The organism is Pseudanabaena minima str. Chao 2107 (assembly GCF_051131155.1).
GTDB lineage: Bacteria > Cyanobacteriota > Cyanobacteriia > Pseudanabaenales > Pseudanabaenaceae > Pseudanabaena > Pseudanabaena minima.
Genome location: NZ_CP159508.1, coordinates 4,963,758 through 4,986,255 on the forward strand (window position 1 = coordinate 4,963,758; position 22,498 = coordinate 4,986,255).

The window sequence follows — 22,498 nt, forward strand, 5'->3', positions numbered from 1 at the left end:
TTTACTTAAAGATTAAGAGTTAACTTTGCCGTAGAATACGCCACGAATGATTACTTCCTTGGGTTCAACACCACCGAGGTCATTGTCAGAGGTTTGCTCAGTCTCGAAAGTACCAGCAATTTCACCAGTGTCAGCATTCAACTTAGCGATTTGTAAGGACATCGTACCTTTGGAGGTGGAGTCATCCTTGACGCTTCTGTTATCAAAAGAGTTACGCTTTGCGGGTAAAGCTTCAGCAGAGTCATAACCGATCGCTAGACCACGACCCTTAGGATCGATAAAGCCAGAACCACGATAGGTAGGAACATCAGTAGAACCAACGAAATCAACCGATGTGGTGATGCCATTTACCCCAGGAGCAGTTTTGGCATTAAAACCTTTAATGGTAAATAAGATCGCTACTAGTTCACCACCAGGCATTTTGACGGTAATAGGTTGATAGTCTAGACCATCGGTTTCTACCAAAGATAAGCTGCCATCGCTATTACCAGTAACAGTTGCCTTTACGAAGTCAAGGCTAGAAGTCGAGCGAGTCATCAACTTGCTAGCTACAAACTCAGGTTTTTTGCGCTTATTGTTAGATTCTTCTTTAACAAAAAACGAGGTTGGTTCTAAGCAAAGCTCTGTAATTTCCACAGATTGACCTGCACCAACGGGAATAAAGTTGCGACCGCCACGAGAGGAACCTAGAATGTCAGAACATTTATTGGCTAAGCCAGTATTTACAATTTGATCGTAGGTCAACCCTGGTTCAACAGCAGCGATCGCAGTACTTGCAAACACGCCGCTTGCTACTAACATACATAAACTGATACACAATGTAAAAATTGCTTTCGTAAAACTACGAAATTTCATAAATAACCTCTTCTTAATTTAACGGGATTTAACGGTTAGTATTTTAGAGTTAGGACAGATTGTGCAAAGCGCAGCCTATGATAACTCTGTAAAAAAATACGATCTAGTTTTGGGATTTTAAATTGAGATCGTTAAGGAGTTGGCCGTGCTTTAGACTAGCCATAGAGGTTAGCTAACTAAAGACTTAATTTGTAAAATTCCAATCATCATATTATCGCGCACGAGGGTACTTAGCTTGGCACAAACAGAAATCCAATCACAGAACCAATCACAACAGGGGCAAATTGCTGATTTATCTGAGCTTGAGACGATCAGCGATCGCCTATTACAAATTGCTCAGAATCAGCAAAGCAATCCAGCTAATCTTTTGCAAATATTGCGAGTCTTAGAATCAATCCATAAGCGCATTCGTGACGATTTATTTCAGCCTGCTTTACCGACTAGTCGGCATGAGCTATTTAATCTTTTGCGTGATATTGAGACAAATGGTGGCTGGCCACATATTTATCGGATGAAAATCAATGAAATTTGCCGCTACTTAGCACAGCCTGAAGAATTAGAAGAATAAATCAAGATTTCTGTCAAAGTTCACTCCTTAAGTTTGTACCAAAAAGCAGAAGAGGCGTTTTCAGCCTCTTCTGCTTTTTGGTTTTTATGCTAGAACTAGACGCGACGATATTGCTGATAAGCAGCAAAAAATAGTCCGCCGAGGGTAATGAAAATAAGACCGAGGCAAATGCCTGACAAAATTGGTTCTACCATAAATATTTATTAAACTCACTGACTTATATAGTTTACTTTAGCAATTCTCATTATGAAAATCAGTTTTTGCTTTTTTAAGTACCTGTGCAAAATAAATTACCAAAACCCGTAAAGTTGCGCCCCTGCGGGGCGCAACTTTACGGGTTTTGCTTTGTAATTAATTATGCCTAGCTACTTATAGCTGTAGTCAGTTGAAGTAGGACAAATCAAAACCAAAGAAGCGAGTTGCGGTGCAACTCGCTTCTTTGGTTTTGGACATAAACTCAAAAAAAATATGGCGGTGCTTTGCGCCGCCATATTTTTTTTGCTGTCACTCTCTAGTTGGTGGGTGTAGGAGTCACCGATGGGGTAGTCGGTGTCACGGGCTGAGGTGTCACGGGTTGTGGTGGTGGTGTTAGTTGTGGTGGTGCTGCCTCAACATCTCCATTCAGCGCATTTGGTGCAGGCTGCACCAAGAACAATTGCTCTGTGCTGTCATATAATTTCTGGGCTAGCAAATCATTGGCAGCTTCAGTGAGATGGATCGGATCAATGAAGGCTTGTTGGCTTGTATTTTGAAATAGCTGATAGAAATTGACAAATTTAGCCTTGAGAGGACTATTGCTCAGAGATTGTTCGGCAACTTTGTAAGCATTCGTGATGCGATCGCTGTAATCTTTGCCTAGAGATTTCAGGATGTCTTCTTCTTCCTTAGTTAAGGACTTTTGCTTACCTGTGATTTCTGGCTGAAGAATAATCAAAGCAGGAATACTGTTCGCTAGCCTCGTCATTTGCTGAGTATTGTAAAGATAGCGTTCGACCCTTTTTTGAATTTCTTTAGGATCTTTGCTTAGCTGCTCAGCATTAAAAACTTGATATTCAGAGCTAAATGTGGTGATATCGGCTGGGACTACCCATTTTTGCCATGCTTTGACTAAATATAGCGAATTTAGCCAATTATTAAATTGTTGGGTTTGGTGTTGTCGATATTGAGCGAGTGGATCGCGTAACATTTGCTCAACGTTCCCGATTTCGCGAGCAGACTGATTGCTAGGCGATCGCAAATCTTCGTAGCCATCAAGGATCAACAGAGCATTCGGACTATAGGCCATCACCTTATGGGATAGCAGTGCTAATTCATTGCCAGAGCTATAGCCAGGAGCCGCTGCCGCTATCACTCGATAGCTGCCATCACGAATACGTGGTGGCAATGTTCGCATTGCTTCAATTTGATCAGCAAAGTAGGGAATTTCCTTGGGCTTAAACTTTTCGGGATTGCTATTTTGAGCGCGGACGCGATCATTTAGCAATTTCTCGATTTTAAAAGCTAAAGCTTTTTGGTTCTTTTCCGCCATGTTGGTAAAAGCGGTGGAACTACCAACTAAAAATACGCGGATTTCGTTAGCAGGTTTGTCAATAGGTACTGATGAATCTTGTCGAAAGCCCTGATCGTTGATTTGCCAATAATCGCTACTCTGACTGGGTAGCAATTCATAACCCAATAGAGGACTACGTTTTATATGTAGTTGCCCTGCATCTGGCAATCCAGGGTAGTTATTACCATTGGAGTCCTGCAACTTAAAGGCGTAGGACTGGGCGATCGCCACAGTTTTATTGGGGATAAGTTGGTTGGTACTACCTGTTGCTAAAACTGCTCCTCGCGCAATTAGTTCCGCCAAAATCAATAGCAGTGGCAAACCAATCAGGATCAGAAGTAGGATATTTCGCAACCAAGATTTGCGCTTGGATTGCCAAGAAGTTGTATATCGGGGTCTACGCATGACTAGGCTACTGGTGTGCAGCTTTACAGCTTATAACAATTTATCTCTCAATCTCAAATAAGTTCAATTGGCGCTTTGCCCCAATTGAACTTATTTGAGTTGAATTAATTCAATTTTGTAACCATCGGGATCTTCAACAAAGGCTATTTCCGTTGTGCCGTGCTTCATCGGACCTGGTTCACGGGTGATTTTACCGCCTTTCTCACGAATGGCTTCACAGGCGGTATAGATGTTTTCCATACCCAAAGCAATATGACCATAGCCAGTACCAATATCATAGGCGTTGGTATCCCAGTTATGGGTTAACTCAATGACAGCATTGCTTGATTCATCGCCGTAACCCACGAAAGCGAGGGTAAAGCGCCCGTCAGGATAGTCTTTGCGGCGCAAGATCTTCATGCCGAGGACGTTGCTATAAAAATCAAGCGATCGCTCTAGATCGCCAACTCGAACCATTGTGTGTAAAACGCGCATTTTAGTTTTCCTCTCAAGTTTTTGGTTAGAGATATGCAAAGCATATCTCTAACATTTTAACGATCATAATCTTCATCATCTAGACTCTTAGGCTCAACCAACCAGTCAGAGTTTTGTCCACCAATAATTACTTCTTCGATCGCGACATATTCTTTATCAAACTGACGCAAGGCATTTACTAAGGTATCGATCGCGTTCGCATCGGCTGTACCCAAGTCAACCCAACACCGCGCCCACTCGTTTTCGTACTCTAGATCAGTCATATTATGCATAACTGACATCATCTCGTCATCGGCGGCTTGGTTGTCATAGTCAAAATAGCTAACATCCACGCCAGATTCTAGCACCTGCATATTACAAGCATTGAAACCGCCCAACTTACCTAGCAAAAACCAAGAGTTAAATACTTCGTCTAACAGTTGTTTTTCTTGCTGAGATGGAATTTCACTAAACTTTATCCAGATCCATAAGTCGAACCAATCACATTCTCGAAATCTAACTTCCATAACCAACTTGTAGATCTTTCAAAAATCTCGATAACAACATGTCGATACTAGTTTAGGCGATCGCGCCCAACTATCTTTTGAAAACTGCGGATACTACTGTGATTACTGTGGCACTGGCAATTAGTCCAAATGCCAAGTTAACTAATGATTGTGTAGCTTGTCTGTAGGTGTCAAATTTATCGTCTGACTTTTCAATGCTTGCGTCTAGCCTCTCGACATCAGTTTTTAACTCGGCAAGCGATTCTAGTACTTGTTTCTGAAATTCTTCTTGAGACATGATTTATCACTCAATGTTTTGATTTCTAATACTGCTCAATTCATCTTGAGGAGTTGCATCTTGAGGTGGTTCATCTGGAATAAATTCAAGTGTCAGCTTTAGCCGTCCTTTTTGCCATTTTGCCTTATCTGCCATCATTAGTCGGCAAATTATCTCACGGTCAAATAACGCTGTAAGTCCTCCTTTTGATACACATTGATAAATAACCGATAGTAAATCTCTAGGTAAGAAAATAGATTTTCCTTCTAAAAAATCTGTATTTCCTCGACTGTACGGAATTTCAATAACATCATTAAGTTGGTCGAGATCTTTTACATTCATTGTCATCGTTATCAAGTACATCCACAATTTTCATTAGCTTATCATTTTTTACTCTGAATTCACGCCAGAGTAAGTCTTTGGGGCTTGCGATGATCACCTATTTAAAATTCTGGTGCTTGTGATGATTCTCCAAATCTCAGAATATGTAGTATCATCCATCCAAACAATTTGCATAACTAGGATTTCTACTACTCTTGTAAGATGTTTAGCAGTTTGTAACGATAAGTTACGATACAGTGCTAAAGTAAAATGCAAATTAGTCTAAAAGACTTAAGAACCCTGTGCGAAGTTCTTGAGTAATTTGTAAGCAATGTGTTGAGTCCCATCTTTGCTCATGGGTGGGCGATCGCTGAAGCAAACGTTCAGTCGTGAGGAGTATTCCCTACCTGTGGCAACAAATCCCATCAATTTAGGTAAGTCTGGTTTGTCTAATAAGTCGTCTAAGCCCAAAACGGCTTCATTCAAACATAAATGGACACTTTTTATAGTGTTGTTTGTGGCGCTGTTGTCAGGGGGGCTAGGTGCAGGATTAGCATTTGTATTAAGTAGTAGACCTTTTCAGCAACGTCAATTATCGGCTGATGAAGCTGCCGTATTTAACCGTAACGCCGATGGGATGACTTCAGCGATCGCGGGTGTACCGACGCTGACCCGTCCTGTCAACATTTTGGTATTGGGGACAATTATTCTTACTTCTGATTTACCTGATGCTCAATCTAAGCCAAAAGGTAAATATTTTGCTGAGGTCGAAGATAACCTTAACGGTATGAGTGACGCAATGTTACTAATCCGTTTTGATCCTAGTAATAAAAAAGTGTCTGTTCTGTCGATCCCGCGTGATAGCAGAGTTGATATTCAAGGAGTAGGCAAAACTAAGATCAATTTTGCTAACTATGCTGGCGGTGCGGCTTTATCCGCTCAAACAGTTAGCCAAGTACTGGGAGATGTTCCTATTGATCGCTATATTCGTTTTAATGTCAATGGATTTGGCAAACTGATCGACGCTCTTGGCGGTGTTGAGGTTTATGTCCCGAAAAAGATGAAGTACCAAGATGACAGCCAACGTCTATACATTAATCTCAATGCAGGACAGCAGAAACTCGACGGTAGCAAGGCAATCCAATATATGCGCTATCGTCATGATGATCTAGGAGATATTGGGCGCGTTCAACGTCAGCAAGCATTTTTCCGTGCTTTTATTGATCAAAAACTTAAGCCTGAAGCGATCACCAAGCTTCCTGAAATCTTGACCATTGTTAAGGAAAATATTGATACTAATCTCTCTGTCGAAGAAGTACTTGCCCTCGCTGGCTATACATCAAAGATTGATCGTAAAAGCATCCAGATGCATATGGCTCCAGGTCGGTTTAGTAATCCAGGGGAGTTTGATAATCTGAGCTACTGGATTTTAGATAATCGACGGCTTGCTGCTATCATGAGCCAAAGCTTTGGGGTGATGAAGAGAGCCGATAGTAGTCTTGAGGACAGTACACCTCAAACTCTGAGAGTGGCGATCCAAGATAGTATGTCTCAGCCTGAAGGCTCTAAGAAAGCCACAACGGTTTTGTCTAAGGCAGGATATGCCCAAGTATTTCCTGCCAGTGATCGCTGGTCTAAGCCCCTTGCGAAGACTCAAATTATTGCTCAAAATGGAGACAAGGCAAGTGCAGAAAAATTACGTGATTCTTTAGGGATTGGCGAAGTCTTAATCGAATCAACGGGTGATATTGAATCAGATATTACGGTTCGTGTAGGCAAAGATTGGCTTGAGGCAAATAATATTCCTCTGAAGCCTGTTAAACCGACACAAACTAAACAACGTTAAAAAAGAGAGAAGGCAAAGCCTTCTCTCTTTTTTTATAGCTATCGCTTCTTGTTAAAACATAAAACCCAAATAGTGTGAGGCGGCGCGAAGCGCTGCCTCACACTATTTGGGTTTTGATTTTTCCTGATACATGTGGCTACCCAAAAGAGTAATGGCGGCGCTTCGCGCCGCCATTACTCTTTTGGGTCTTAGACATTTGTACTCTGACGCACGATTTTAGTGAAAAGAAAGTCAGGCAAAAGCTTACGAATAAATAATAATTGCTTGGCAATTGCATCAGCGGGGTAGCGTAATTTCCATGAGTTATCAGTACTAGCTTTATAGATAGTTTTGGCAACAACTTCAGGCAATGCTCCAGTTGTGCCAATTTGATTGAGTTTCGTCAACACGCGATCGCTAAATTCGTCATATGCTGGGAAATCGGGATTGCTGGTACGTTCTGCTGATCGCTCATAGAAGTCCGTTTTAATCGGTCCTGGCTCAACAATTTTGACGCGAATATTGAATGCGAGAAGCTCATGTTGTAGAGATTCCGAAAAACCTTCCACAGCCCATTTGGTTGAGTGATAAAGGCTATAGAGAGGGAAAGCAACACGCCCACCAATGGAAGCAACGTTTACAATTACCCCCTGTTTGCGATCGCGAAAATGCGGTAGTACTGCGCGAGTAGTTTCCATCAGTCCAAATACATTGGTCGCAAATTGACGTTGGATTTGTGCAGGTGTGGAAGTTTCAAATGCTCCTAACATGCCATAACCTGCATTATTCACTAACACATCGATCGCCCCAAATCTAGAGATTGTTTCAGCAACTGCCTCGGTAATCGTTTGGTAATCGGTAACATCCAGCTTCAGGCAGATTAGGCGATCAAGTTTTGCCAAGCTATCGGCTCGGTCTGTCTCTTTGTCAGGCGATCGCATGGTGGCTACCACATTCCAACCTTGTTTTTGAAAGTACAAAGCTGTTGCTCTGCCAATTCCCGACGATGCGCCAGTGATTAATACAGTTTTAGTCATGATTTTTTACTATGCAACCTTAGCAAATAATTCCGCGATCGGGCGATCACTTTCTTCTGCTTTAACCACAATCTCCACCAGTTTATTTTTTGCAGGCTCTTCAAATAAAGCTTCAACTGTCACTTGGGCAACTTTAGTACGAGGAATGCTCCCTTCAAACAAAGTGTCTGCACCAGACATGATCAATCCACCTTGTTTCTCATAATTGAGCAATCCTCCAGGACGAACGATGGTGTAGGTTACACCGCTATCTTGCAAATATCTCTCTGCTTGCTTTTTCCAAAATAGTACTAGCCAGAATAGATTTAAGGGATGGAACAATTTCGATACACAAAGGGAAGATACGATCGCAAAATGTTTGATGTTTTTTGCCTTTGCAGCATTCACTAAGTTCTTTGTACCGATGTAATCCACTAAATATGGCTCTAGCGCATTGAGGCTTGGTTTTGCGCCTGTTGCACAGACTAGCACATCACAATCAGCGATCGCCTCTGCTAAGGTGTCTGCAAAAAGTACATTTCCTTTCACTAATTTCACTTCAGGTGGAAGAATTTTTTTGGCGATTTCTAGGTCACGAACTAAAGCTTTTACGGGAATATTCCGCTTAACTAATTCAGTGACAATATGCTGTCCTGTTTGCCCTGTGGCTCCTGCTACAAATGCTTTCATAGATTATGTTCTCAAAAAATTTACTAAGCTATAGGCAAGCCCATTTTCCATTGTAATGGAGATCTCTGTTCGCTCAACAATAATCACCAATAAAACCAACTATTATGAGTTTATATAGGTGCTTGTATATGAATGGCTAGTGAAATTGAGATTTGTTTTGACAACTCTAGTTATAGTCAAATCTAAGGTTTGAGATCCTCAGATTTAGATGTTTGGGGAATTAGTGCGTTGATTTGAGCATCTATGCTAAAACCATAATATGAACCTTTCCCCAATTCTTCTCTCCAAATATTTTGAATTCTCTCATCTTCATAATATTCCTTCATTCCCCAAATCCAAGACTCCCAGACTTCTGGATAGATAAACCCTTTTTGATAAAACAAAAATTCTTCGCTGCACAAATTAAAATAATCATAAAGAGTTTGGCTTGCATCTTCAATGTTTACTAACTCTTTATTAAGATTCTCTTTTTTTATAATGTTATTTAGCTTTTCATTCAATTTGTTGTATCTGTCATTAAAGCTTACAAATAATTCGTTAAAAAGCTTTGCTTCGTCAAGTTGTTGTTTCTGTATAAAGTATATGAACGAAATTAGACCGCCCATAATAGTGAGTGAAATTTTCCAGTCGCATCCTCTAATATATAAAACAACACCAAGAATAATAGCGATAAACAAGATTCCAAAAATAATTTTTAGGTAATTTCTATGTATGCACCATTTGATCTTAATATCCCGATCCAACTTATCTAATATATTCATAAATATGTTTTATATACAATTAGACAATAATAAAGATTAAAATTATTATATGCCTTAGATTAAAGCTCGCATAGCTCTAATCTATTGAAAAAGTGATTGCTTATGCAAATTAGGAGTACCAAGCAAATGACACAATCTTTAATTCCCACAAAACTGCCAACATTATATGATTGCGACTTTTTGCTATGGACAGAAGAAACGATCGCACATTTGCAAACTGGTGACTTTAAGCAATTAGATATTGCCAACTTAATTGAGGAGATCGACTCATTGGGAAAAGCTCAGAAAAATGCATTTAAAGGTCAAATTCGGGCACTTATCGAACATATTATGAAACGATGCTACGTTAACATGCCTCTTGAATATCATGGATGGGAACGGACAATTCGCAACATTCGCCCTGAAATTGAAGACCTGATGGAAACTTCTCCCAGCTTGCAGAATGACTATCAAAAGATTCTCGATCCTGTCTATCAACAATGTCTTAAAAAGCTGCGACCCGAATACAAAAGTACAAAGTTTCCTGACACATGGGAATTTCCGCGATCGCTCGATGACCTTCTCAATTTAGATTTCTGGGCATAAAAGAGAGAGCGCTATGCGCTCTCTCTTTTATGCTAACTTCTGTAACCAGTGAATTACTAGAGCATTCACAATTTCAGGGCGATCATCGTGTGGGCAATGTCCAGTATTGGGAATGGGAATGACTTGAATATCCTTAGTCTTACTTGCCTCGTCATAAACCTTCGCTCCATTAATCGGAGTCCAAGGATCAGCATCACCCCAAAGCACTAGCAAAGGCTTCTCTACTTTAGCCAATAAATCAGAAGTGCGGGGACCAGCAGGAGCAGTCAAAATCGAGGCGAAAACCTTTTGTGCGCCTTCATCACAGGATGGCTGATAGAGCATATCTACTAACTCATCATCGATCGCTTGATGATTGCGATAGACCTGACGTAGAGAATTGCGAATATTGCGCTTTTGGCGAACTTGATTGAATACAAATTTGCCTGTGACTTCAGAGCTAACTAACTTCGCAAAAGCACCCATCACCAAGCGCAAGGGTAAATTTAACTCCTCAGGACGATGATTTAAGCCACCTGCGGCATTAAGCAAGACTGCACCGATCGCAATTTCAGGAGCATTAGTTGTGAGCATTAAGGCTAGTAATGCACCAATGGAATTACCGATAAAGATTGCTGGTTGCTGGACTAATTCGTGATGAAAATCTTTAAGCAGTTCTTCCCAAAGCTCTAGCGAATAATCAAGGGCAGGTTTTGCCGATCCCCCAAATCCTAAGAGGTCGATCGCAAATACTTGATAGCCAGCCTCGGCAAAAGCAGGAATATTCTTTTTCCAGTGACCAATCGATGCACCGAAACCATGAATTAAAACTAGGGGTGTGCCTGTACCAGTCACAGAATATTGAATTTTATATCCACGCCATGTCCATGTTTGCAAAGGAGATAAAAGGCGATCGCGAGTTTCGGTATTTTCTGTAGTTAGCACTGCGGTGACTCTTGGAGAAATAGATGACTTTTGAGTAATTTGATGACTATTTATGATTTTAGGCTGCCTTCCTGCGATCGTCATCTTGCTTAGGATTAGGAATTTAATAAAATCAGCATCTGCTGTAGGGGCGGGTTTTGCTGATAGCCCTTCAGATCATAGTCAAGTTGTCGGCTAAACCCGCCCCTACTTTCACAGATTATTTATAGCTATAGCCGCCACCTGTATCAGGACAAAAATAGTGTGAGGCGAAGCGCCGCCTCACACTATTTGGGTTTTAAGAATGGCGACAGCTATAAATCCTTAGTGTGGAAGTTGATAAAAGACGAGGGCGGTTTGTCCATATTGGCGGCGATCGCAACACACTAGCTCGCCCATTAAGTCAGGGAGAGGACGCAGGCGATCGCATTCTGCAATTACTAATGCATTATCCGCAAGCAAGGGTGGTATAGCTTTCAACACAGGCGCGTAGAGATCGCTTTGGTAAGGAGGATCGAAATAGACTAGATCAAAAAAATTTGGTACTAACTTGGGCAGAATTTTAACTGCATCACCTTTAATGACTTGAAATTTTTGTTCAGGCTTCGCTAATTTTTGCCAATTTTCATTAACGAGGCGACAGGCGATCGCTGATAACTCAAGTCCCACAACCTGATTAGCACCTCTCGCTAGCGCCTCTGCTCCCATCGCTCCTGATCCAGCACAGATATCGAGCCAATTTGCGTTTTTGATGCGACTTTGCAAAATATTAAAAACTGCGGCTCTGACCTTACTGGGTGTAGGGCGGGTAGATAAACCTGTTGGGGTTTTGATCGGGCGATCGCCCTTAATACGAATAGACATAATGAAATTCACTCAGTCAAGGCAGCGCTTAGCCACACCTTCACTTAAATTAAATGACTCGAAAAAGATAAACCCTCAATTTGGTCAATGGGAACCATCCAAATTTTATTTTGATATGGTCGCCACACGGCACTCATCACATAGTGATTGCGAATAGAGATGATGTGAACGTGAGGAATACCAGAAAATTTTGAACAGGAACGCAAAAAATCTAAAGTTCTAATTAAACGACTATGCAAAAATGTTGCCATTTCATCACTACAGTTTTGGCGTAACATCGGCACAACTTGCGGATCGGTATCACCCCTGAGTTCGTAAATAATATGCGTTTTGCCTTTAAAATCAATTTTGCGCGATCGCACTTCCCATCCGCACAAAACGCCAAAGCCAATCACAGCCATACCTAGATCAATATGAAAATCACGCATTTGGAATTTCGTGTTGCTACTCATGTCTGTGTGGGTGTTATACCCAGTCCAAGCGTGAAATCTCTCCAAATTATCGTCGTTAATATCCACGGCTGAACGATAGGGAGAGCTTACAGCACGGTTAATTTGTGTGGTTTCGGAAGGTGGCTCTGATGTCATACTTGTCCCATGAGTGACAGCATTTATTTGCAAAAACTAGACCGATGCAATTAACAATCTTACTAAAAATGCCTAAAAGCTGAAGCAATATATTAATAAGCAGCTTAACATTCTTTTAAATAAGTTCTTGGTTAAATTAGGGTGCTGCGATTTAATAAAAAGCCATTTTGCTAGTGGTTCGGCTTCGCTGCACCACAAAAAACAGTTCCTTATTTTAGTTACAGCAATTACTGAGCAAATGAACCATAAGAATTTTTGTAGAAGTGTTGCGAATCAACACTTCTACAAAAATTCTGGGTTCAGGTTTGAACTCAAAGCGCTAGCCCTTACTCTACTTTCATAACTGTACAGACTTGTATGTTGCCCAAAAGTTCGCTTAGTTACCAACAGTTGCAACCAGATTTTTTACAGCGCGAATTGTTGCAATATCAGCGTACTTTACTAACCAATATTGGGATCTTAATAGGATTGGTAGTGATTGGTACATTGGGGTATCGCCTCCTCGAAGGATGGAGTTGGTTTGATGCGCTCTACATGACAATTATTACCCTTGCCACGATTGGTTATGGCGAAACCAATCCTTTGCATTTTGAAGGGCGGGTGTTTACGGTTGTGTTAATTATTCTGGGAGTTGCTAGCATTAGCTACATTGCAACTCAGTTTACGGCGGCGATCGCCAATGGTCATATTCACAATATTTTTCAGGCTAGGCGGCTCCGAAAAGTCATGCAGACATTAGATAAACATTATATAGTTTGCGGATATGGGCGGACAGGGAGGCAAGTTACTGCTGAATTTGCGGCGGAGGGAAGTATTTCCTTTGTGGTGATTGATAGCGATCCTGTGATGATTGCACAGGCTGAACAGGCTGGTTATTTAGCGGTGCAAGGAGATGCCGCTCTTGATCAAACATTGTTTTTTGCGGGAATTGAGCGGGCGATTTGCATTGTGGCAGCCTTACCATCGGATGCGGAGAATCTCTATACCGTTTTGTCTGCAAAAACCTTAAATCCTGCAATCAGAGCGATCGCCAGAGCGAGTACCGAAGAGGCGATGCAAAAGCTGCGCCGAGGTGGAGCTGATGAAGTCATCTCGCCGTATATTACAGGTGGAAAAAGGATGGCAGCTGTGGCTTTGCGTCCACAGGTAATGGATTTTGTAGATGGAATTATTGCTGGGGAAAATCGTTCATTTTATATTGAGGAATATCGCATTGATGACTCCAGTTATGTGGGAATTTCTCTTCAAAAAGCAAGTTTGCGATCGCAGACTGGTGTTTTAGTTTTAGCGATTCGTCGTGCTGATGGTCATGTGATTGCGGGACCTGATGGCAATACTGAGATTTTGCAAGGTGATGTTCTGATTTCTATGGGAACGCCTGAGCAATTGAGAGCGCTTAACCAAATCCTCAGTCCTCTTTCCAAAGCTCCCAATGTTTTACGTTTACCACGCATGAAGTAATACCAATTCACGAAAGTGTGACAACACTTTTGTGAATTAAAAACCAAACCCAGTAAGGGTTTTAAAAACACAAAATGGCTACGCCATTTTGTGTTTTGGTATAATTTTTTGACGCGCCTTTGCCGCGCTACCAAATATTAAAAATGTTGTTGATGCGCCTTTGCCGCATCAACAAAGATTAAATTGCAGAACTCTAATAATGTGAATTTCATTTCTCCATCGCAAATTATTCAAATTACGATCGCTGATGCGATTAATTTGGTGTTTGGAACTTTGCTTACTCCTAGGGAAATTTCGCTGGAAGTTGGCTATCCAAAATATGAAGCCCATTACACATCGTCAATCGCTTTGGCGATCGCCAATCGCTTAAATCTCAGTCCTTTCCAAATTGCCGAAGCGATCACGCTAACTTGTTCGCAAAATTCAGCAATTACTTCACAATGGCAAATTCAAGCATTAGGGAAAGGCTGGCTAAATATTTTTCTAAGTGATCAATGTATCGCTGAAAGTTTATTGGCTTTAGAGCAATGGCAGATTGAGGGAATTACTAATTACGAAGGATTTTGGCAAAAGAGCAATATTTCCATAGATTTTACAAACAAGTCACTTGATCCAATCGTGCAGTATGCCTATGCCCGTTGTTGTGCGTTGATCAGATTGGCTAAACTTTTTGATGGCGCGGCTTCGCCGCGCCATCAAAAATCGGGTTCTGATTTTACGGCGCAGTCTCTACATTTAGAAGCTGCCGAAATTGGTTTATTGATGCAGAACTTAGTGATCGCCGCTTATTTGGAGAGTGAGAATTCTACAAGCAGTAATAAATCTAGAACTAAATTATCGCGATCACTTGCTGAATCTTTTTTGCAGTTTTACGATCATTGTCGAATTTTTGGAGTTAGTCGAGAAGTAGCTCTGCGACGATTGTTAATAATCAGAATTACGCAAAAATTACTACTAGCGATCGCCCCACCCGAAATTAATTACGCAATGTACTTGTAGCGATAAACGCCGCAGCTTTGCTGCGGCGTTTATCGCAGCATTAACATGGCATCGCCAAAGGAATAAAAACGATATTCCTTGGCGATCGCTTCTTGATATACCGACATTAAAAACTCGCGTCCACCCTCACCCAAAAACGATGACATCATCATTAACAAAGTTGACTTCGGCAAATGAAAATTAGTCACCATCCCATCTAAAACCCGCCATTCGTAGCCTGGATAAATCATCAAATTCGTTTTGCCCTTAAAAGCTTGAAAATTTGAGTTCTCTAGCGATCTCGCCACCGTACTACCCACACCAATCACCCGTCCACCCCTTGCTTTGGTTTCCTTAATTTTCGCGACCGTCTCCTCAGACACCTCACACCACTCGTTATGCATCACATGCTGCGTGATGTCTTCGGTCTCTACAGGTCGAAATGTGCCGATGCCCACATGTAAAGTTACAAAGGCTTTATCAATGCCCCGATCCTCTAGTTTTTGAAATAGCGGTTCTGTAAAATGTAAACCCGCCGTTGGAGCAGCGATCGCCCCAGATATCTCTGCATAGATGGTTTGATATCGCTCAGGATCTGTGTGTGAATCCGTCACATAGGGCGGTAATGGTAGCTTGCCTAACTGTTGAATAATTTTGTCAAGGTCAGCCTCAGCAGGAATATGAAACTGCAACTCTCGCGCTCTGGTAGTTGTGTCAATCCCCTCCACCGTCGCTTTGACATTTTCTGCAAATACGATTGTGCTACCAATCGGCAAGCGCTTTCCAGGCTTAACCAAAGCTAACCAGCGATTAAGCCCAATCGGCTCCATTAATAAAATCTCAACAGGAACCCCCGAAAGCTTCTGACCATACATTCTTGCAGGAATGACTTTGGTGTTATTAAAAACGAGCAAATCTCCTGCACGTAAAAAATTGGGCAAATCGTAAAAGTGCTGGTGCTGCAAATTGCGATCGCTGTCAATCACCAATAGCCTCGATGAATCCCTTGGTGTGACTGGATCTTGAGCAATGCGATCACTTGGCAATTCATAGTCATAGGCGCTTAACGCATAATCAGGCTCAAGTTCAGGCGCAGGCTGTGAAGTCATAGAAAGGTTACATTTTGGGACATTGGTACTACCTAACAATTTGCAGTACTTATGTAAGTGTTTGCCAAAAAGTGACTAAGTTACAAAAAAATATAAGAAATTTTATATACCAATTGCGGAAACAGTGGTATACAGATGGCAGCAGCAACATATGTATCGAACATATGCGGCGATCGCATTTTTAGACTTTAGAAATTGAACGAGGAGTTTATGCAGTACTTAATGACCGATCTTCACCAACGCTTTATTGGTGCATTGCACTATAACAAGCCCCTTTCGGTGGGTGATGTATTTCGCGCAGATAATACTAAGACTTATACTGTTGTTAGTATTAACGATACTCGTGACAAGAGTAAGGATGTCAAGTCCGTGACGGTTATTCCTGTTCGCGAAGCTGTGAATGCTCATTAACTTACTAATTAATAAGCAAGTTAATTGGCTTATTAGGTTATTGTCTGGTAATTTTTCGATTGATAGTCTATTTACATTGCTCACACTAGCTAAAAGTATTAGCTAAAAGTACTATTTCAAAACATTGAAAGTAAGAAATAAGTCTAAGGAATTATCAAAAGAACTCTGAGAGAATCATCGAAGCTATTGACAATACATTGATATAACTGAGTATTTCTTTGTTCTCTTCAGATGTCGCCATCATCAATACACAATAAAAAGCAGCGCTTGGTGCTGCTTTTTATTGTGATAGTTTTATAACTGCCGTCGATTGTGCCGAAAACCCAAGAAAAGAATGGCGGCGCTTAGCGCCGCCATTCTTTTCGGCACAGTTTTGTGAATTACAAAGCAAAGCCCGTAAAGTTGCGCCCCGCAGGGGCGCAACTTTACGGGCTTTGCTTTGTAATTAATTATGCCTAACTACTTAAGGGTTAAAAAATTACGCTTTGTGCATCGCGTCTAAACATCAAAGATGAAAAGCAGCGCATTGCGCTGCTTTTCATCTTTGATGTTTAGATTAAAATCATGCCATGTTTTAAATTATTTAAAGAGGATGCTTCGATGGGGTTACCTCTTAGATCTAAACGTACAAGATTTTTGAGATTAGAGATGGTCGCAGGAAGATTAGTTAATTGGTTGTAAGACAAATCTAATTCTGTAATATCCATGAGATTACCAATCTCAGGTGGCAGATCACTCAGTTGATTATTGCCAAGATATAGCTCGGTTAATCCTGTAAGCTCACCAATTTCTTCGGGCAAAGTTGAGAGATTATTTTTTCGCAAATCTAACTCAGTTAAATTAGTGAGGTGACCGATTTCTAGAGGTAATCTTTCGAGTTGGTTTTCGCTTAAATCAAGCCATGTTAAAAACTTCAGCAATCCAATTTCCGAGGGAACACTTGTTAAAAAATTAGCATTAATATCCAATCTGGCTAGATTGGATAATTTCCCAATAGCTGAAGGCAAAGTGGTAATCTGATTTTCAGCTAAATTTAGAACCGTAAGACTTTTTAACTGCATCACTGCTTGGGGAATGTGGGGCAGTTGATTGGCTTCTAGGTGGAGCCAAGTTAGTTTTTGTAAATTTGCGATCGCTTCTGGCAGAGAAGTCAAGTTGTTTTCACTGAGGTATAGCCAAACTAAATCCGTTAATTTGCCAATCTCTTCAGGAACTGCCCGCATTTGTAGTTCACTAAGATAAAGAGATGTTGCTTCTAAATCTCTGGCAGTCTCTATTTCTTTCAGAATTTCCTGTTCGTTCATAGTCTCGCTTGCATTGTTTGATTATGGTACTCAAGTTGCAAATTGATAATTATTGTTTAAGCTACCTCTCAGAGGGCAATTCCAGCGATCCCACAATTTTGTTTTTGCATGGATTTATGGGTGATCTCTCAGAGTTTAAGGAGGTGATCGCAATTTTGTCTAAACAATTTTACTGTGTTGTGATCGATCTGTTAGGGCATGGTCAAACTAGGGTCATAGATCCCAAAACTGATCAAGATGACTACTACACAATACAGTCCACCGCCAACTTTGTCATCAAATTTTTGGATTTACTTCGTGTGAATCGCTGTTTTTTAGTGGGATACTCTATGGGTGGAAGGTTGGCTTTATATTTAACAATCCACTTTCCACAATATTTTTGTAGGACAATTCTCGAATCAGCGTCCGCAGGTTTACAAACAGCTCAAGAAAGAAGCGATCGCCTCGCTAAGGATCAATTACTCGCCGCCAAGCTAGAAGCTGGTGATTTGCGATTATTTCTCGAAAATTGGTATCAACAACCTATTTTTGCCACCTTGCGATCGCATCCAAATTTTGCCCAGATCCTAGAGCAACGGTTAAATAATTCGCCTACTTTGCTAGCCAAATCTTTACGCAATCTCAGTACAGGAATGCAACCATCATTATGGGAGAAGCTACCAGCAAATAAGATTCCGTTGTTGTTACTTGCTGGTGAGTTAGATCCCAAGTTTGTGCAAATAAATAGCCAGATGCAACAGCTATGCAAGTATTCACAACTAGAGATTATCCCTAGTTGTGGTCACAATATTCACTTGGAGAATTCTGATCTATTTGTTGAGAAGATCAAAGCATTTTGTAGCTATAGCTGTCGCTAGTCTTGTTAGGATACAAACCCAAGAAGCGAGTGGCGGCGCTTTGCGCCGCCACTCGCTTCTTGGGCTTTACAAATGGCGAAAGCTAATTACTGATGTTACGTGGAACTCAGATAATGAACCTCTGGCTGCCAGCATAGCGGGGCAACCACGGGGGGATTGCCCCTACCTATAAATTTCAGATCTTGTAGGGGCTGTGCCCCCGTGCCAGCCCTAGACTTTCGCCATCGCAAGAATTCCTTCCACGTAACATCAGTAATTAAACAAAAAAGCGGCGCAAAGCGCCGCTTTTTTGTTTAACTAGAAGCAATATTTCTTAAATCTGGACGGGTTGCGGGTGTAAAGAATAGCGTCTCAAAGGAAGCATCTCGGTTACCTATGGTCTCATAAAAGAAAAATGAGAAGCCATCAAGGGTAAGCTCACGCGCAATTCTGACTTGACCTTTAATTTGGCGCATATCGACATTTTGAACTCTTAAGCCTGTCAAAATTCCCACGGCTACGGGAATTTTTTGGCGGATCTCTTGTAATTCTGGACGCGACAACTCAGTTGTAAAGTTGCCAATGTCATCTCGATATACCTGCACAATTAATTCATCAATATAGTTGAGATAAACCCAGCTATACCAATCTTGCAAGTATTTTTTATAGGAAAATTCCTTTGGATTAGGAGATAAAGAAACTAAGCAGTTAGGTTTGATCGCCTTAACTGCCCTAGAGATTTTACCCATCAAATTTGTGACGTATTTAGCACGCCATCTCATCCATGAGGGATCATTAAAATCTTCAGGTGGTAGCCGTCCGAAGTGCTCTTTCTTATACAAAGCGATCGTGTAATCGTCGTAGCCAAGTTCTACTGGCATCCCAAAATGATCGTCAAGCTGAATGCCATCAACATCATATTTGGTGACGACTTCTACAATTAAATCTGTGAGAAATTTTTGGACTTCAGGGCGTGCAGGGTTGAGCCAAGCAAGACGATGTTGATTATTTTCACCATGCAAGAAAAGATGGGATCCGTCTTTACGTTGGGTGATCCAGTCAGGATGTTGGCTCATTAGTTCCGAGCCTTCCTCGGTCATTAAGCCATATTCAAACCAAGGAATTACTGCAAAATCCTGCTCATGTCCAAACTTGATCGTTTCCGCAAGCATATCTCGCTCTTGCAAACCTGCTATAGGATAGACATCCACGCCAAACTTATCTTTAGCAACTTGACTAGGGTAGAGTGTATAGCCACGATTCCAAACTGTTGGATATAAGGTATTAAAGTTTAACCGCTTTAATCTTTTGATGGCTCTTTCAAGGCTCTGAGTCGAAAATAGAACATCACTATCGACATTAGTCAGCCAAATACCGCGTAATTCATTGCCATTAGAGGGTCTGATCTGCGGTTGAGTCGGTGGAGGAGATTGATCAATCGTGTTGCTAGCAGTATTACTAGCATTACTATCACTAGTATTACTGTTAGGAGTCTGAGCTACCGCCCAAAAAGGAAAATTGATCATCATTGCGATCGCAAATCCTAGAAATGTTAAAACTAGGAAACGAAGCCGTGCTTTCCAAGATACAGAATTAATTTTCCCCATAATTACTAACGAGCTAGGGTAAGCTCTAACTCCTCACACTTAGGCTGTAAATTTTTTGTAAATTTATTGTATAACAATGTAAAAAACCACAAAAGGGAAAAGATACTTATTATCCCTCCCTTTTATGTCAGCTTTTTGGCTGAGATCCCAGTAAATTACGATTTATCTCTAAAATGGGGCATAACAAATCGGCAATGTTTTTGGGTAGAAGATCTTTGACAACATCTTGCATCACCAGATAGGTGATGTTGCAAGACTCCTGTGCGCCAAAGGCTTGCATGATTGTCTGGAACCAATACAAAAACTGTTGCCGCAAAAGTTCTGGGTCATCTAATAAAACAGTCATAGCAGAATGACGCAAAACTCTTAAGGTGTCTTGTTTCCACTTGCCTTGCATGTCTTCCCCCTTTGGAAAAAGCAAGTTGGGATAAGATGTTTTTAGTTTGATCAAAACAGTATCGACAATTTCTTTCTCGACAGCTTTAATGTGTCGATAAGCTTCAACTCGTGAGTCAAAAGAGGAGATATACGTATCCATAAATTGCAGTTCTTCATCGCTAGCATAGCGACCATCTGCATCTGTTCCTAGTTGTTGCAGCTTACTTAACATAGTTAAACGGCACTCAGTTTAGTATTAATCATTTAAGGGCTTCGCCGTAAAATAAACAATTGACTTTTGATGCTGTGGCTCCGCCGCGCCATCAAAAATATGGTTCTTTATTTAATTATTTATAGATTAGCCACGGTTTTCGTGATAACTCTATAAGATGATTTTATACGGGTCTGAGCCTGAAACTATCCGCCACTTTAAGCATTATCTCTAGCGATCGCCCTTTTTTTGTTACGATCCAGATAAATCGATAAATATATTGATTGATTTATCGATGTTCACGACACACATCTATGCGATCGCTCGCCGCTATATCCTGTCATGTTATCTGACAATGACCACATTGAAGGGCTGTTCCCTGAAGCTGCTCAAAATTGGGACTTAAATCGGCTTTACGCTGATTTACAAGTTGTTAGTGGCAAGGAAATCAAGCCCTTTGAAAAGGCTTGTTTGCGTGGGTTGCTATGTCGTTATCGTCCAGGGCAACTTGCCTTTAAGCTAGCTTGGACTTCGGGGGCGCTGCGGGTGGAGTTAAATAAGGGCTTGTATCGATCGCTTGAGGCGATCGCTGATCAGCCGCTTAACACTTTACGGTGGGAAAAAGTACCTGAATGGCTAGAGGCTAAGGGGTATAAAACTCAACGCCAAAATCTGCATAATCCACATAATCTAGCCGCCGACTCTCAGGCTAATTCAGGGACAAATTTTGCCGATTGGGGCGAGGCTCCGAATATTCAAACTTTTTATGGACGTACCGAAGAACTAGCCAAGCTAGAGCAATGGATCGTGCGCGATCGCTGTCATCTCTTGGCAATTTGTGGAATGGGTGGCATTGGCAAGACGGCTCTTGCCGTAAAACTAGTCGAAAATATGCAATCGCAGTTTGATTGCTTTATTTGGCGATCGCTGCGGGGCGCACAGCCGACTGCACAGTTAATTGCTGATCTGTTGCAATTTCTCAACAGTTCACAGCAAAATGGTTGCGGCATTTCTGATTTATTGGAAGTTTTGCGCCAAAAGCGTTGTTTGATTGTACTAGATGACTTTGAAGCGACGCTGCAAGATGGGGAATTGGTGGGAGTCTATCGCCAAGGTTGCGAAGCCCATGCAGAATTATTACAACGTGTTGGTTCTGAGCGGCATCAAAGTTCTTTAATCCTAATTGGGCGCGAACAACCCAAAGAAATCTCCATGCATCAGGGGGAAGATCAACCGATTCGCTATTACAAAGTAAATGGATTACAACGACAGGGAGCCTTTGAATTACTGAGAGCAAGAGGTTTTACAGGTTCCGAAAATGGATTAGAAGCTCTAGTGCAGCAATATCGGGGTAATCCCTCAGCTTTGAGAATTGTGGCGGGGACAATTCAGGAATTATTTAACGGCAATGTTTCGGAATTTCTCAAACAGACAGCCCTTGCTCTAGGCGATGTGTTACGCACGCTTCTCTATCAACAGTTTGAACGCCTCTCCAAACTAGAAAAAGATGTGCTGTATTGGCTTGCAATTAAACATCGTCCTGTATCCCTCTCAACTTTGCGATCAGAGATGAATTTGCAAACCTCTGGCTCAGAATTAATTAATGCTCTAGAGTCGTTGCGGTGGCGATCGCTGATCGAAAAAGTCTCTGAACAGGATGAGGTGATGTTCTTGTTGGAGCCTGTAGTCATGAAATATGTAAATCGTCAATTTGTTGATGAAGTGAGTAAGGAAATTATAGCGATCGCTTCTCAACAAAATCTCAAATCAATTAATCTATTACAAAGTCATGTCCTTGTCGAAGATCGTGCTCCTGACTCGATTCGAGCGATGCAGATTCGGCTAGTTCTCAAGCCAGTTAAGGACAAGTTAACGAAGGCGATCGCCCAAAACAATATCGAATTGGATTCTCTAAGAGAACGTCTCGCGAGTCAGCACCAAGTACAAACAACTGAAGGCACAAGTTACATCGAGGCTAATCTCGCCCTGATTGGCTTATGGTGGTAGTTTATCGCAATGTTATGATTAGTGTTGCGAA

Annotated in this window: 25 protein-coding genes; 8 read left to right on the forward strand and 17 right to left on the reverse strand. The window is 41.3% G+C overall.

Features of this window, described 5'->3' with window-relative positions:
* Window positions 1-12: 12 nt before the first annotated feature.
* Window positions 13-855 carry a photosystem II manganese-stabilizing polypeptide gene (psbO, locus tag ABM313_RS22415; RefSeq protein WP_434685339.1) on the reverse strand — a complete coding sequence of 281 codons (843 nt, stop codon included), beginning with the start codon at window positions 853-855 and terminating at the stop codon, window positions 13-15.
* A 235-nt stretch (window positions 856-1,090) separates the two neighbouring features.
* Here psbO and ABM313_RS22420 point away from each other — a divergent pair, with 235 nt between their 5' ends.
* On the forward strand, window positions 1,091-1,423 hold the full coding sequence (locus ABM313_RS22420) for a hypothetical protein (RefSeq protein ID WP_434685340.1): 333 nt from the start codon (window positions 1,091-1,093) through the stop codon (window positions 1,421-1,423).
* A 95-nt stretch (window positions 1,424-1,518) separates the two neighbouring features.
* On the opposite strand, the gene petG is transcribed toward ABM313_RS22420, so the two are convergent.
* From petG to ABM313_RS22450, 6 genes are all read right to left on the reverse strand, one after another.
* Window positions 1,519-1,617, reverse strand: coding sequence for a cytochrome b6-f complex subunit V (gene petG / locus ABM313_RS22425; RefSeq protein WP_071590170.1), 99 nt, complete (start codon window positions 1,615-1,617; stop codon window positions 1,519-1,521).
* 317 nt (window positions 1,618-1,934) lie between these two features.
* Complete coding sequence (locus ABM313_RS22430) at window positions 1,935-3,377, reverse strand: hypothetical protein (RefSeq protein WP_434685341.1); 1,443 nt, start codon at window positions 3,375-3,377, stop codon at window positions 1,935-1,937.
* 90 nt (window positions 3,378-3,467) lie between these two features.
* Entirely contained in the window at window positions 3,468-3,851 is a 384-nt protein-coding gene (gloA, locus tag ABM313_RS22435) for a lactoylglutathione lyase (RefSeq protein ID WP_434685342.1), read from the reverse strand.
* A 56-nt stretch (window positions 3,852-3,907) separates the two neighbouring features.
* Complete coding sequence (locus ABM313_RS22440) at window positions 3,908-4,357, reverse strand: DUF3531 family protein (protein WP_434685343.1); 450 nt, start codon at window positions 4,355-4,357, stop codon at window positions 3,908-3,910.
* A 70-nt stretch (window positions 4,358-4,427) separates the two neighbouring features.
* A complete protein-coding gene (locus tag ABM313_RS22445; protein ID WP_434685344.1) occupies window positions 4,428-4,634 on the reverse strand; it encodes a hypothetical protein in 207 nt (68 codons plus the stop codon).
* A 6-nt stretch (window positions 4,635-4,640) separates the two neighbouring features.
* A complete protein-coding gene (locus ABM313_RS22450) occupies window positions 4,641-4,955 on the reverse strand; it encodes a KGK domain-containing protein (protein WP_434685345.1) in 315 nt (104 codons plus the stop codon).
* A gap of 334 nt (window positions 4,956-5,289) precedes the next feature.
* On the opposite strand from ABM313_RS22450, the gene ABM313_RS22455 reads away from it, so the two are divergent.
* The gene (locus tag ABM313_RS22455; RefSeq protein WP_434688567.1) at window positions 5,290-6,780 is read left to right on the forward strand and encodes an LCP family protein; all 1,491 of its coding nucleotides are present in this window, start codon (window positions 5,290-5,292) and stop codon (window positions 6,778-6,780) included.
* 188 nt (window positions 6,781-6,968) lie between these two features.
* Here the strand turns inward: ABM313_RS22455 and ABM313_RS22460 are convergent, their stop codons facing one another.
* The 3 genes from ABM313_RS22460 to ABM313_RS22470 all read right to left on the reverse strand — a co-directional run bounded on the left by ABM313_RS22460 (window position 6,969) and on the right by ABM313_RS22470 (window position 9,226).
* Entirely contained in the window at window positions 6,969-7,796 is an 828-nt protein-coding gene (locus tag ABM313_RS22460; RefSeq protein ID WP_434685346.1) for an SDR family oxidoreductase, read from the reverse strand.
* Window positions 7,797-7,805: 9 nt separating this feature from the next.
* Window positions 7,806-8,465 (reverse strand): SDR family oxidoreductase, encoded by a 660-nt coding sequence (locus tag ABM313_RS22465; protein WP_434685347.1) that lies wholly within the window; start codon window positions 8,463-8,465, stop codon window positions 7,806-7,808.
* A gap of 182 nt (window positions 8,466-8,647) precedes the next feature.
* Window positions 8,648-9,226 (reverse strand): hypothetical protein, encoded by a 579-nt coding sequence (locus ABM313_RS22470; protein WP_434685348.1) that lies wholly within the window; start codon window positions 9,224-9,226, stop codon window positions 8,648-8,650.
* A 126-nt stretch (window positions 9,227-9,352) separates the two neighbouring features.
* On the opposite strand from ABM313_RS22470, the gene ABM313_RS22475 reads away from it, so the two are divergent.
* A complete protein-coding gene (locus ABM313_RS22475) occupies window positions 9,353-9,811 on the forward strand; it encodes a DUF29 domain-containing protein (protein WP_434685349.1) in 459 nt (152 codons plus the stop codon).
* 27 nt (window positions 9,812-9,838) lie between these two features.
* Here ABM313_RS22475 and ABM313_RS22480 read toward each other — a convergent pair whose 3' ends face one another.
* The 3 genes from ABM313_RS22480 to ABM313_RS22490 all read right to left on the reverse strand — a co-directional run bounded on the left by ABM313_RS22480 (window position 9,839) and on the right by ABM313_RS22490 (window position 12,165).
* Complete coding sequence (locus tag ABM313_RS22480; RefSeq protein WP_434685350.1) at window positions 9,839-10,819, reverse strand: alpha/beta fold hydrolase; 981 nt, start codon at window positions 10,817-10,819, stop codon at window positions 9,839-9,841.
* Between the two features lie 219 nt (window positions 10,820-11,038).
* The gene (rsmD, locus tag ABM313_RS22485) at window positions 11,039-11,578 is read right to left on the reverse strand and encodes a 16S rRNA (guanine(966)-N(2))-methyltransferase RsmD (RefSeq protein ID WP_434685351.1); all 540 of its coding nucleotides are present in this window, start codon (window positions 11,576-11,578) and stop codon (window positions 11,039-11,041) included.
* Window positions 11,579-11,622: 44 nt separating this feature from the next.
* Entirely contained in the window at window positions 11,623-12,165 is a 543-nt protein-coding gene (locus ABM313_RS22490; protein ID WP_281006934.1) for a hypothetical protein, read from the reverse strand.
* Between the two features lie 357 nt (window positions 12,166-12,522).
* On the opposite strand from ABM313_RS22490, the gene ABM313_RS22495 reads away from it, so the two are divergent.
* Window positions 12,523-13,626 carry a potassium channel family protein gene (locus ABM313_RS22495; RefSeq protein ID WP_434685352.1) on the forward strand — a complete coding sequence of 368 codons (1,104 nt, stop codon included), beginning with the start codon at window positions 12,523-12,525 and terminating at the stop codon, window positions 13,624-13,626.
* 201 nt (window positions 13,627-13,827) lie between these two features.
* On the forward strand, window positions 13,828-14,625 hold the full coding sequence (locus ABM313_RS22500; protein WP_434685353.1) for a DALR anticodon-binding domain-containing protein: 798 nt from the start codon (window positions 13,828-13,830) through the stop codon (window positions 14,623-14,625).
* A 29-nt stretch (window positions 14,626-14,654) separates the two neighbouring features.
* Here ABM313_RS22500 and queA read toward each other — a convergent pair whose 3' ends face one another.
* The gene (gene queA, locus ABM313_RS22505) at window positions 14,655-15,713 is read right to left on the reverse strand and encodes a tRNA preQ1(34) S-adenosylmethionine ribosyltransferase-isomerase QueA (protein ID WP_434685354.1); all 1,059 of its coding nucleotides are present in this window, start codon (window positions 15,711-15,713) and stop codon (window positions 14,655-14,657) included.
* Between the two features lie 210 nt (window positions 15,714-15,923).
* Between queA and ABM313_RS22510 the strand changes: the two genes are divergently transcribed.
* Window positions 15,924-16,124 (forward strand): hypothetical protein, encoded by a 201-nt coding sequence (locus ABM313_RS22510; protein WP_094534956.1) that lies wholly within the window; start codon window positions 15,924-15,926, stop codon window positions 16,122-16,124.
* Window positions 16,125-16,675: 551 nt separating this feature from the next.
* Here ABM313_RS22510 and ABM313_RS22515 read toward each other — a convergent pair.
* Window positions 16,676-17,428: a leucine-rich repeat domain-containing protein gene (locus tag ABM313_RS22515; protein ID WP_434685355.1), complete on the reverse strand. Its 753-nt coding sequence runs from the start codon at window positions 17,426-17,428 to the stop codon at window positions 16,676-16,678.
* Between the two features lie 23 nt (window positions 17,429-17,451).
* Between ABM313_RS22515 and menH the strand changes: the two genes are divergently transcribed.
* Window positions 17,452-18,285, forward strand: coding sequence for a 2-succinyl-6-hydroxy-2,4-cyclohexadiene-1-carboxylate synthase (menH, locus tag ABM313_RS22520; protein WP_434685356.1), 834 nt, complete (start codon window positions 17,452-17,454; stop codon window positions 18,283-18,285).
* A gap of 293 nt (window positions 18,286-18,578) precedes the next feature.
* On the opposite strand, the gene ABM313_RS22525 is transcribed toward menH, so the two are convergent.
* Both ABM313_RS22525 and ABM313_RS22530 read right to left on the reverse strand, forming a co-directional pair.
* The gene (locus ABM313_RS22525) at window positions 18,579-19,871 is read right to left on the reverse strand and encodes a glycoside hydrolase family 10 protein (protein WP_434685357.1); all 1,293 of its coding nucleotides are present in this window, start codon (window positions 19,869-19,871) and stop codon (window positions 18,579-18,581) included.
* Window positions 19,872-19,998: 127 nt separating this feature from the next.
* Window positions 19,999-20,481: a phycobilisome protein gene (locus ABM313_RS22530; protein ID WP_434685358.1), complete on the reverse strand. Its 483-nt coding sequence runs from the start codon at window positions 20,479-20,481 to the stop codon at window positions 19,999-20,001.
* 321 nt (window positions 20,482-20,802) lie between these two features.
* Between ABM313_RS22530 and ABM313_RS22535 the strand changes: the two genes are divergently transcribed.
* The gene (locus tag ABM313_RS22535; protein ID WP_434685360.1) at window positions 20,803-22,467 is read left to right on the forward strand and encodes an NB-ARC domain-containing protein; all 1,665 of its coding nucleotides are present in this window, start codon (window positions 20,803-20,805) and stop codon (window positions 22,465-22,467) included.
* Window positions 22,468-22,498 lie beyond the last annotated feature (31 nt).

Coding starts and splice junctions, on each gene's coding strand:
- menH (WP_434685356.1), top strand. CDS start 17,452: ATGGTACTCAAGTTGCAAATTGATAATTATTGTTTAAGCTACCTCTCA.
- ABM313_RS22460 (WP_434685346.1), bottom strand. CDS start 7,796: ATGACTAAAACTGTATTAATCACTGGCGCATCGTCGGGAATTGGCAGA.
- gloA (WP_434685342.1), bottom strand. CDS start 3,851: ATGCGCGTTTTACACACAATGGTTCGAGTTGGCGATCTAGAGCGATCG.
- ABM313_RS22430 (WP_434685341.1), bottom strand. CDS start 3,377: ATGCGTAGACCCCGATATACAACTTCTTGGCAATCCAAGCGCAAATCT.
- ABM313_RS22480 (WP_434685350.1), bottom strand. CDS start 10,819: ATGACGATCGCAGGAAGGCAGCCTAAAATCATAAATAGTCATCAAATT.
- ABM313_RS22515 (WP_434685355.1), bottom strand. CDS start 17,428: ATGAACGAACAGGAAATTCTGAAAGAAATAGAGACTGCCAGAGATTTA.
- ABM313_RS22495 (WP_434685352.1), top strand. CDS start 12,523: ATGTTGCCCAAAAGTTCGCTTAGTTACCAACAGTTGCAACCAGATTTT.
- ABM313_RS22525 (WP_434685357.1), bottom strand. CDS start 19,871: ATGGGGAAAATTAATTCTGTATCTTGGAAAGCACGGCTTCGTTTCCTA.
- rsmD (WP_434685351.1), bottom strand. CDS start 11,578: ATGTCTATTCGTATTAAGGGCGATCGCCCGATCAAAACCCCAACAGGT.
- ABM313_RS22440 (WP_434685343.1), bottom strand. CDS start 4,357: ATGGAAGTTAGATTTCGAGAATGTGATTGGTTCGACTTATGGATCTGG.
- ABM313_RS22530 (WP_434685358.1), bottom strand. CDS start 20,481: ATGTTAAGTAAGCTGCAACAACTAGGAACAGATGCAGATGGTCGCTAT.
- ABM313_RS22445 (WP_434685344.1), bottom strand. CDS start 4,634: ATGTCTCAAGAAGAATTTCAGAAACAAGTACTAGAATCGCTTGCCGAG.
- ABM313_RS22455 (WP_434688567.1), top strand. CDS start 5,290: ATGGGTGGGCGATCGCTGAAGCAAACGTTCAGTCGTGAGGAGTATTCC.
- ABM313_RS22470 (WP_434685348.1), bottom strand. CDS start 9,226: ATGAATATATTAGATAAGTTGGATCGGGATATTAAGATCAAATGGTGC.
- psbO (WP_434685339.1), bottom strand. CDS start 855: ATGAAATTTCGTAGTTTTACGAAAGCAATTTTTACATTGTGTATCAGT.
- ABM313_RS22450 (WP_434685345.1), bottom strand. CDS start 4,955: ATGAATGTAAAAGATCTCGACCAACTTAATGATGTTATTGAAATTCCG.
- ABM313_RS22535 (WP_434685360.1), top strand. CDS start 20,803: ATGTTATCTGACAATGACCACATTGAAGGGCTGTTCCCTGAAGCTGCT.
- ABM313_RS22490 (WP_281006934.1), bottom strand. CDS start 12,165: ATGACATCAGAGCCACCTTCCGAAACCACACAAATTAACCGTGCTGTA.
- queA (WP_434685354.1), bottom strand. CDS start 15,713: ATGACTTCACAGCCTGCGCCTGAACTTGAGCCTGATTATGCGTTAAGC.
- ABM313_RS22465 (WP_434685347.1), bottom strand. CDS start 8,465: ATGAAAGCATTTGTAGCAGGAGCCACAGGGCAAACAGGACAGCATATT.
- petG (WP_071590170.1), bottom strand. CDS start 1,617: ATGGTAGAACCAATTTTGTCAGGCATTTGCCTCGGTCTTATTTTCATT.
- ABM313_RS22510 (WP_094534956.1), top strand. CDS start 15,924: ATGCAGTACTTAATGACCGATCTTCACCAACGCTTTATTGGTGCATTG.
- ABM313_RS22475 (WP_434685349.1), top strand. CDS start 9,353: ATGACACAATCTTTAATTCCCACAAAACTGCCAACATTATATGATTGC.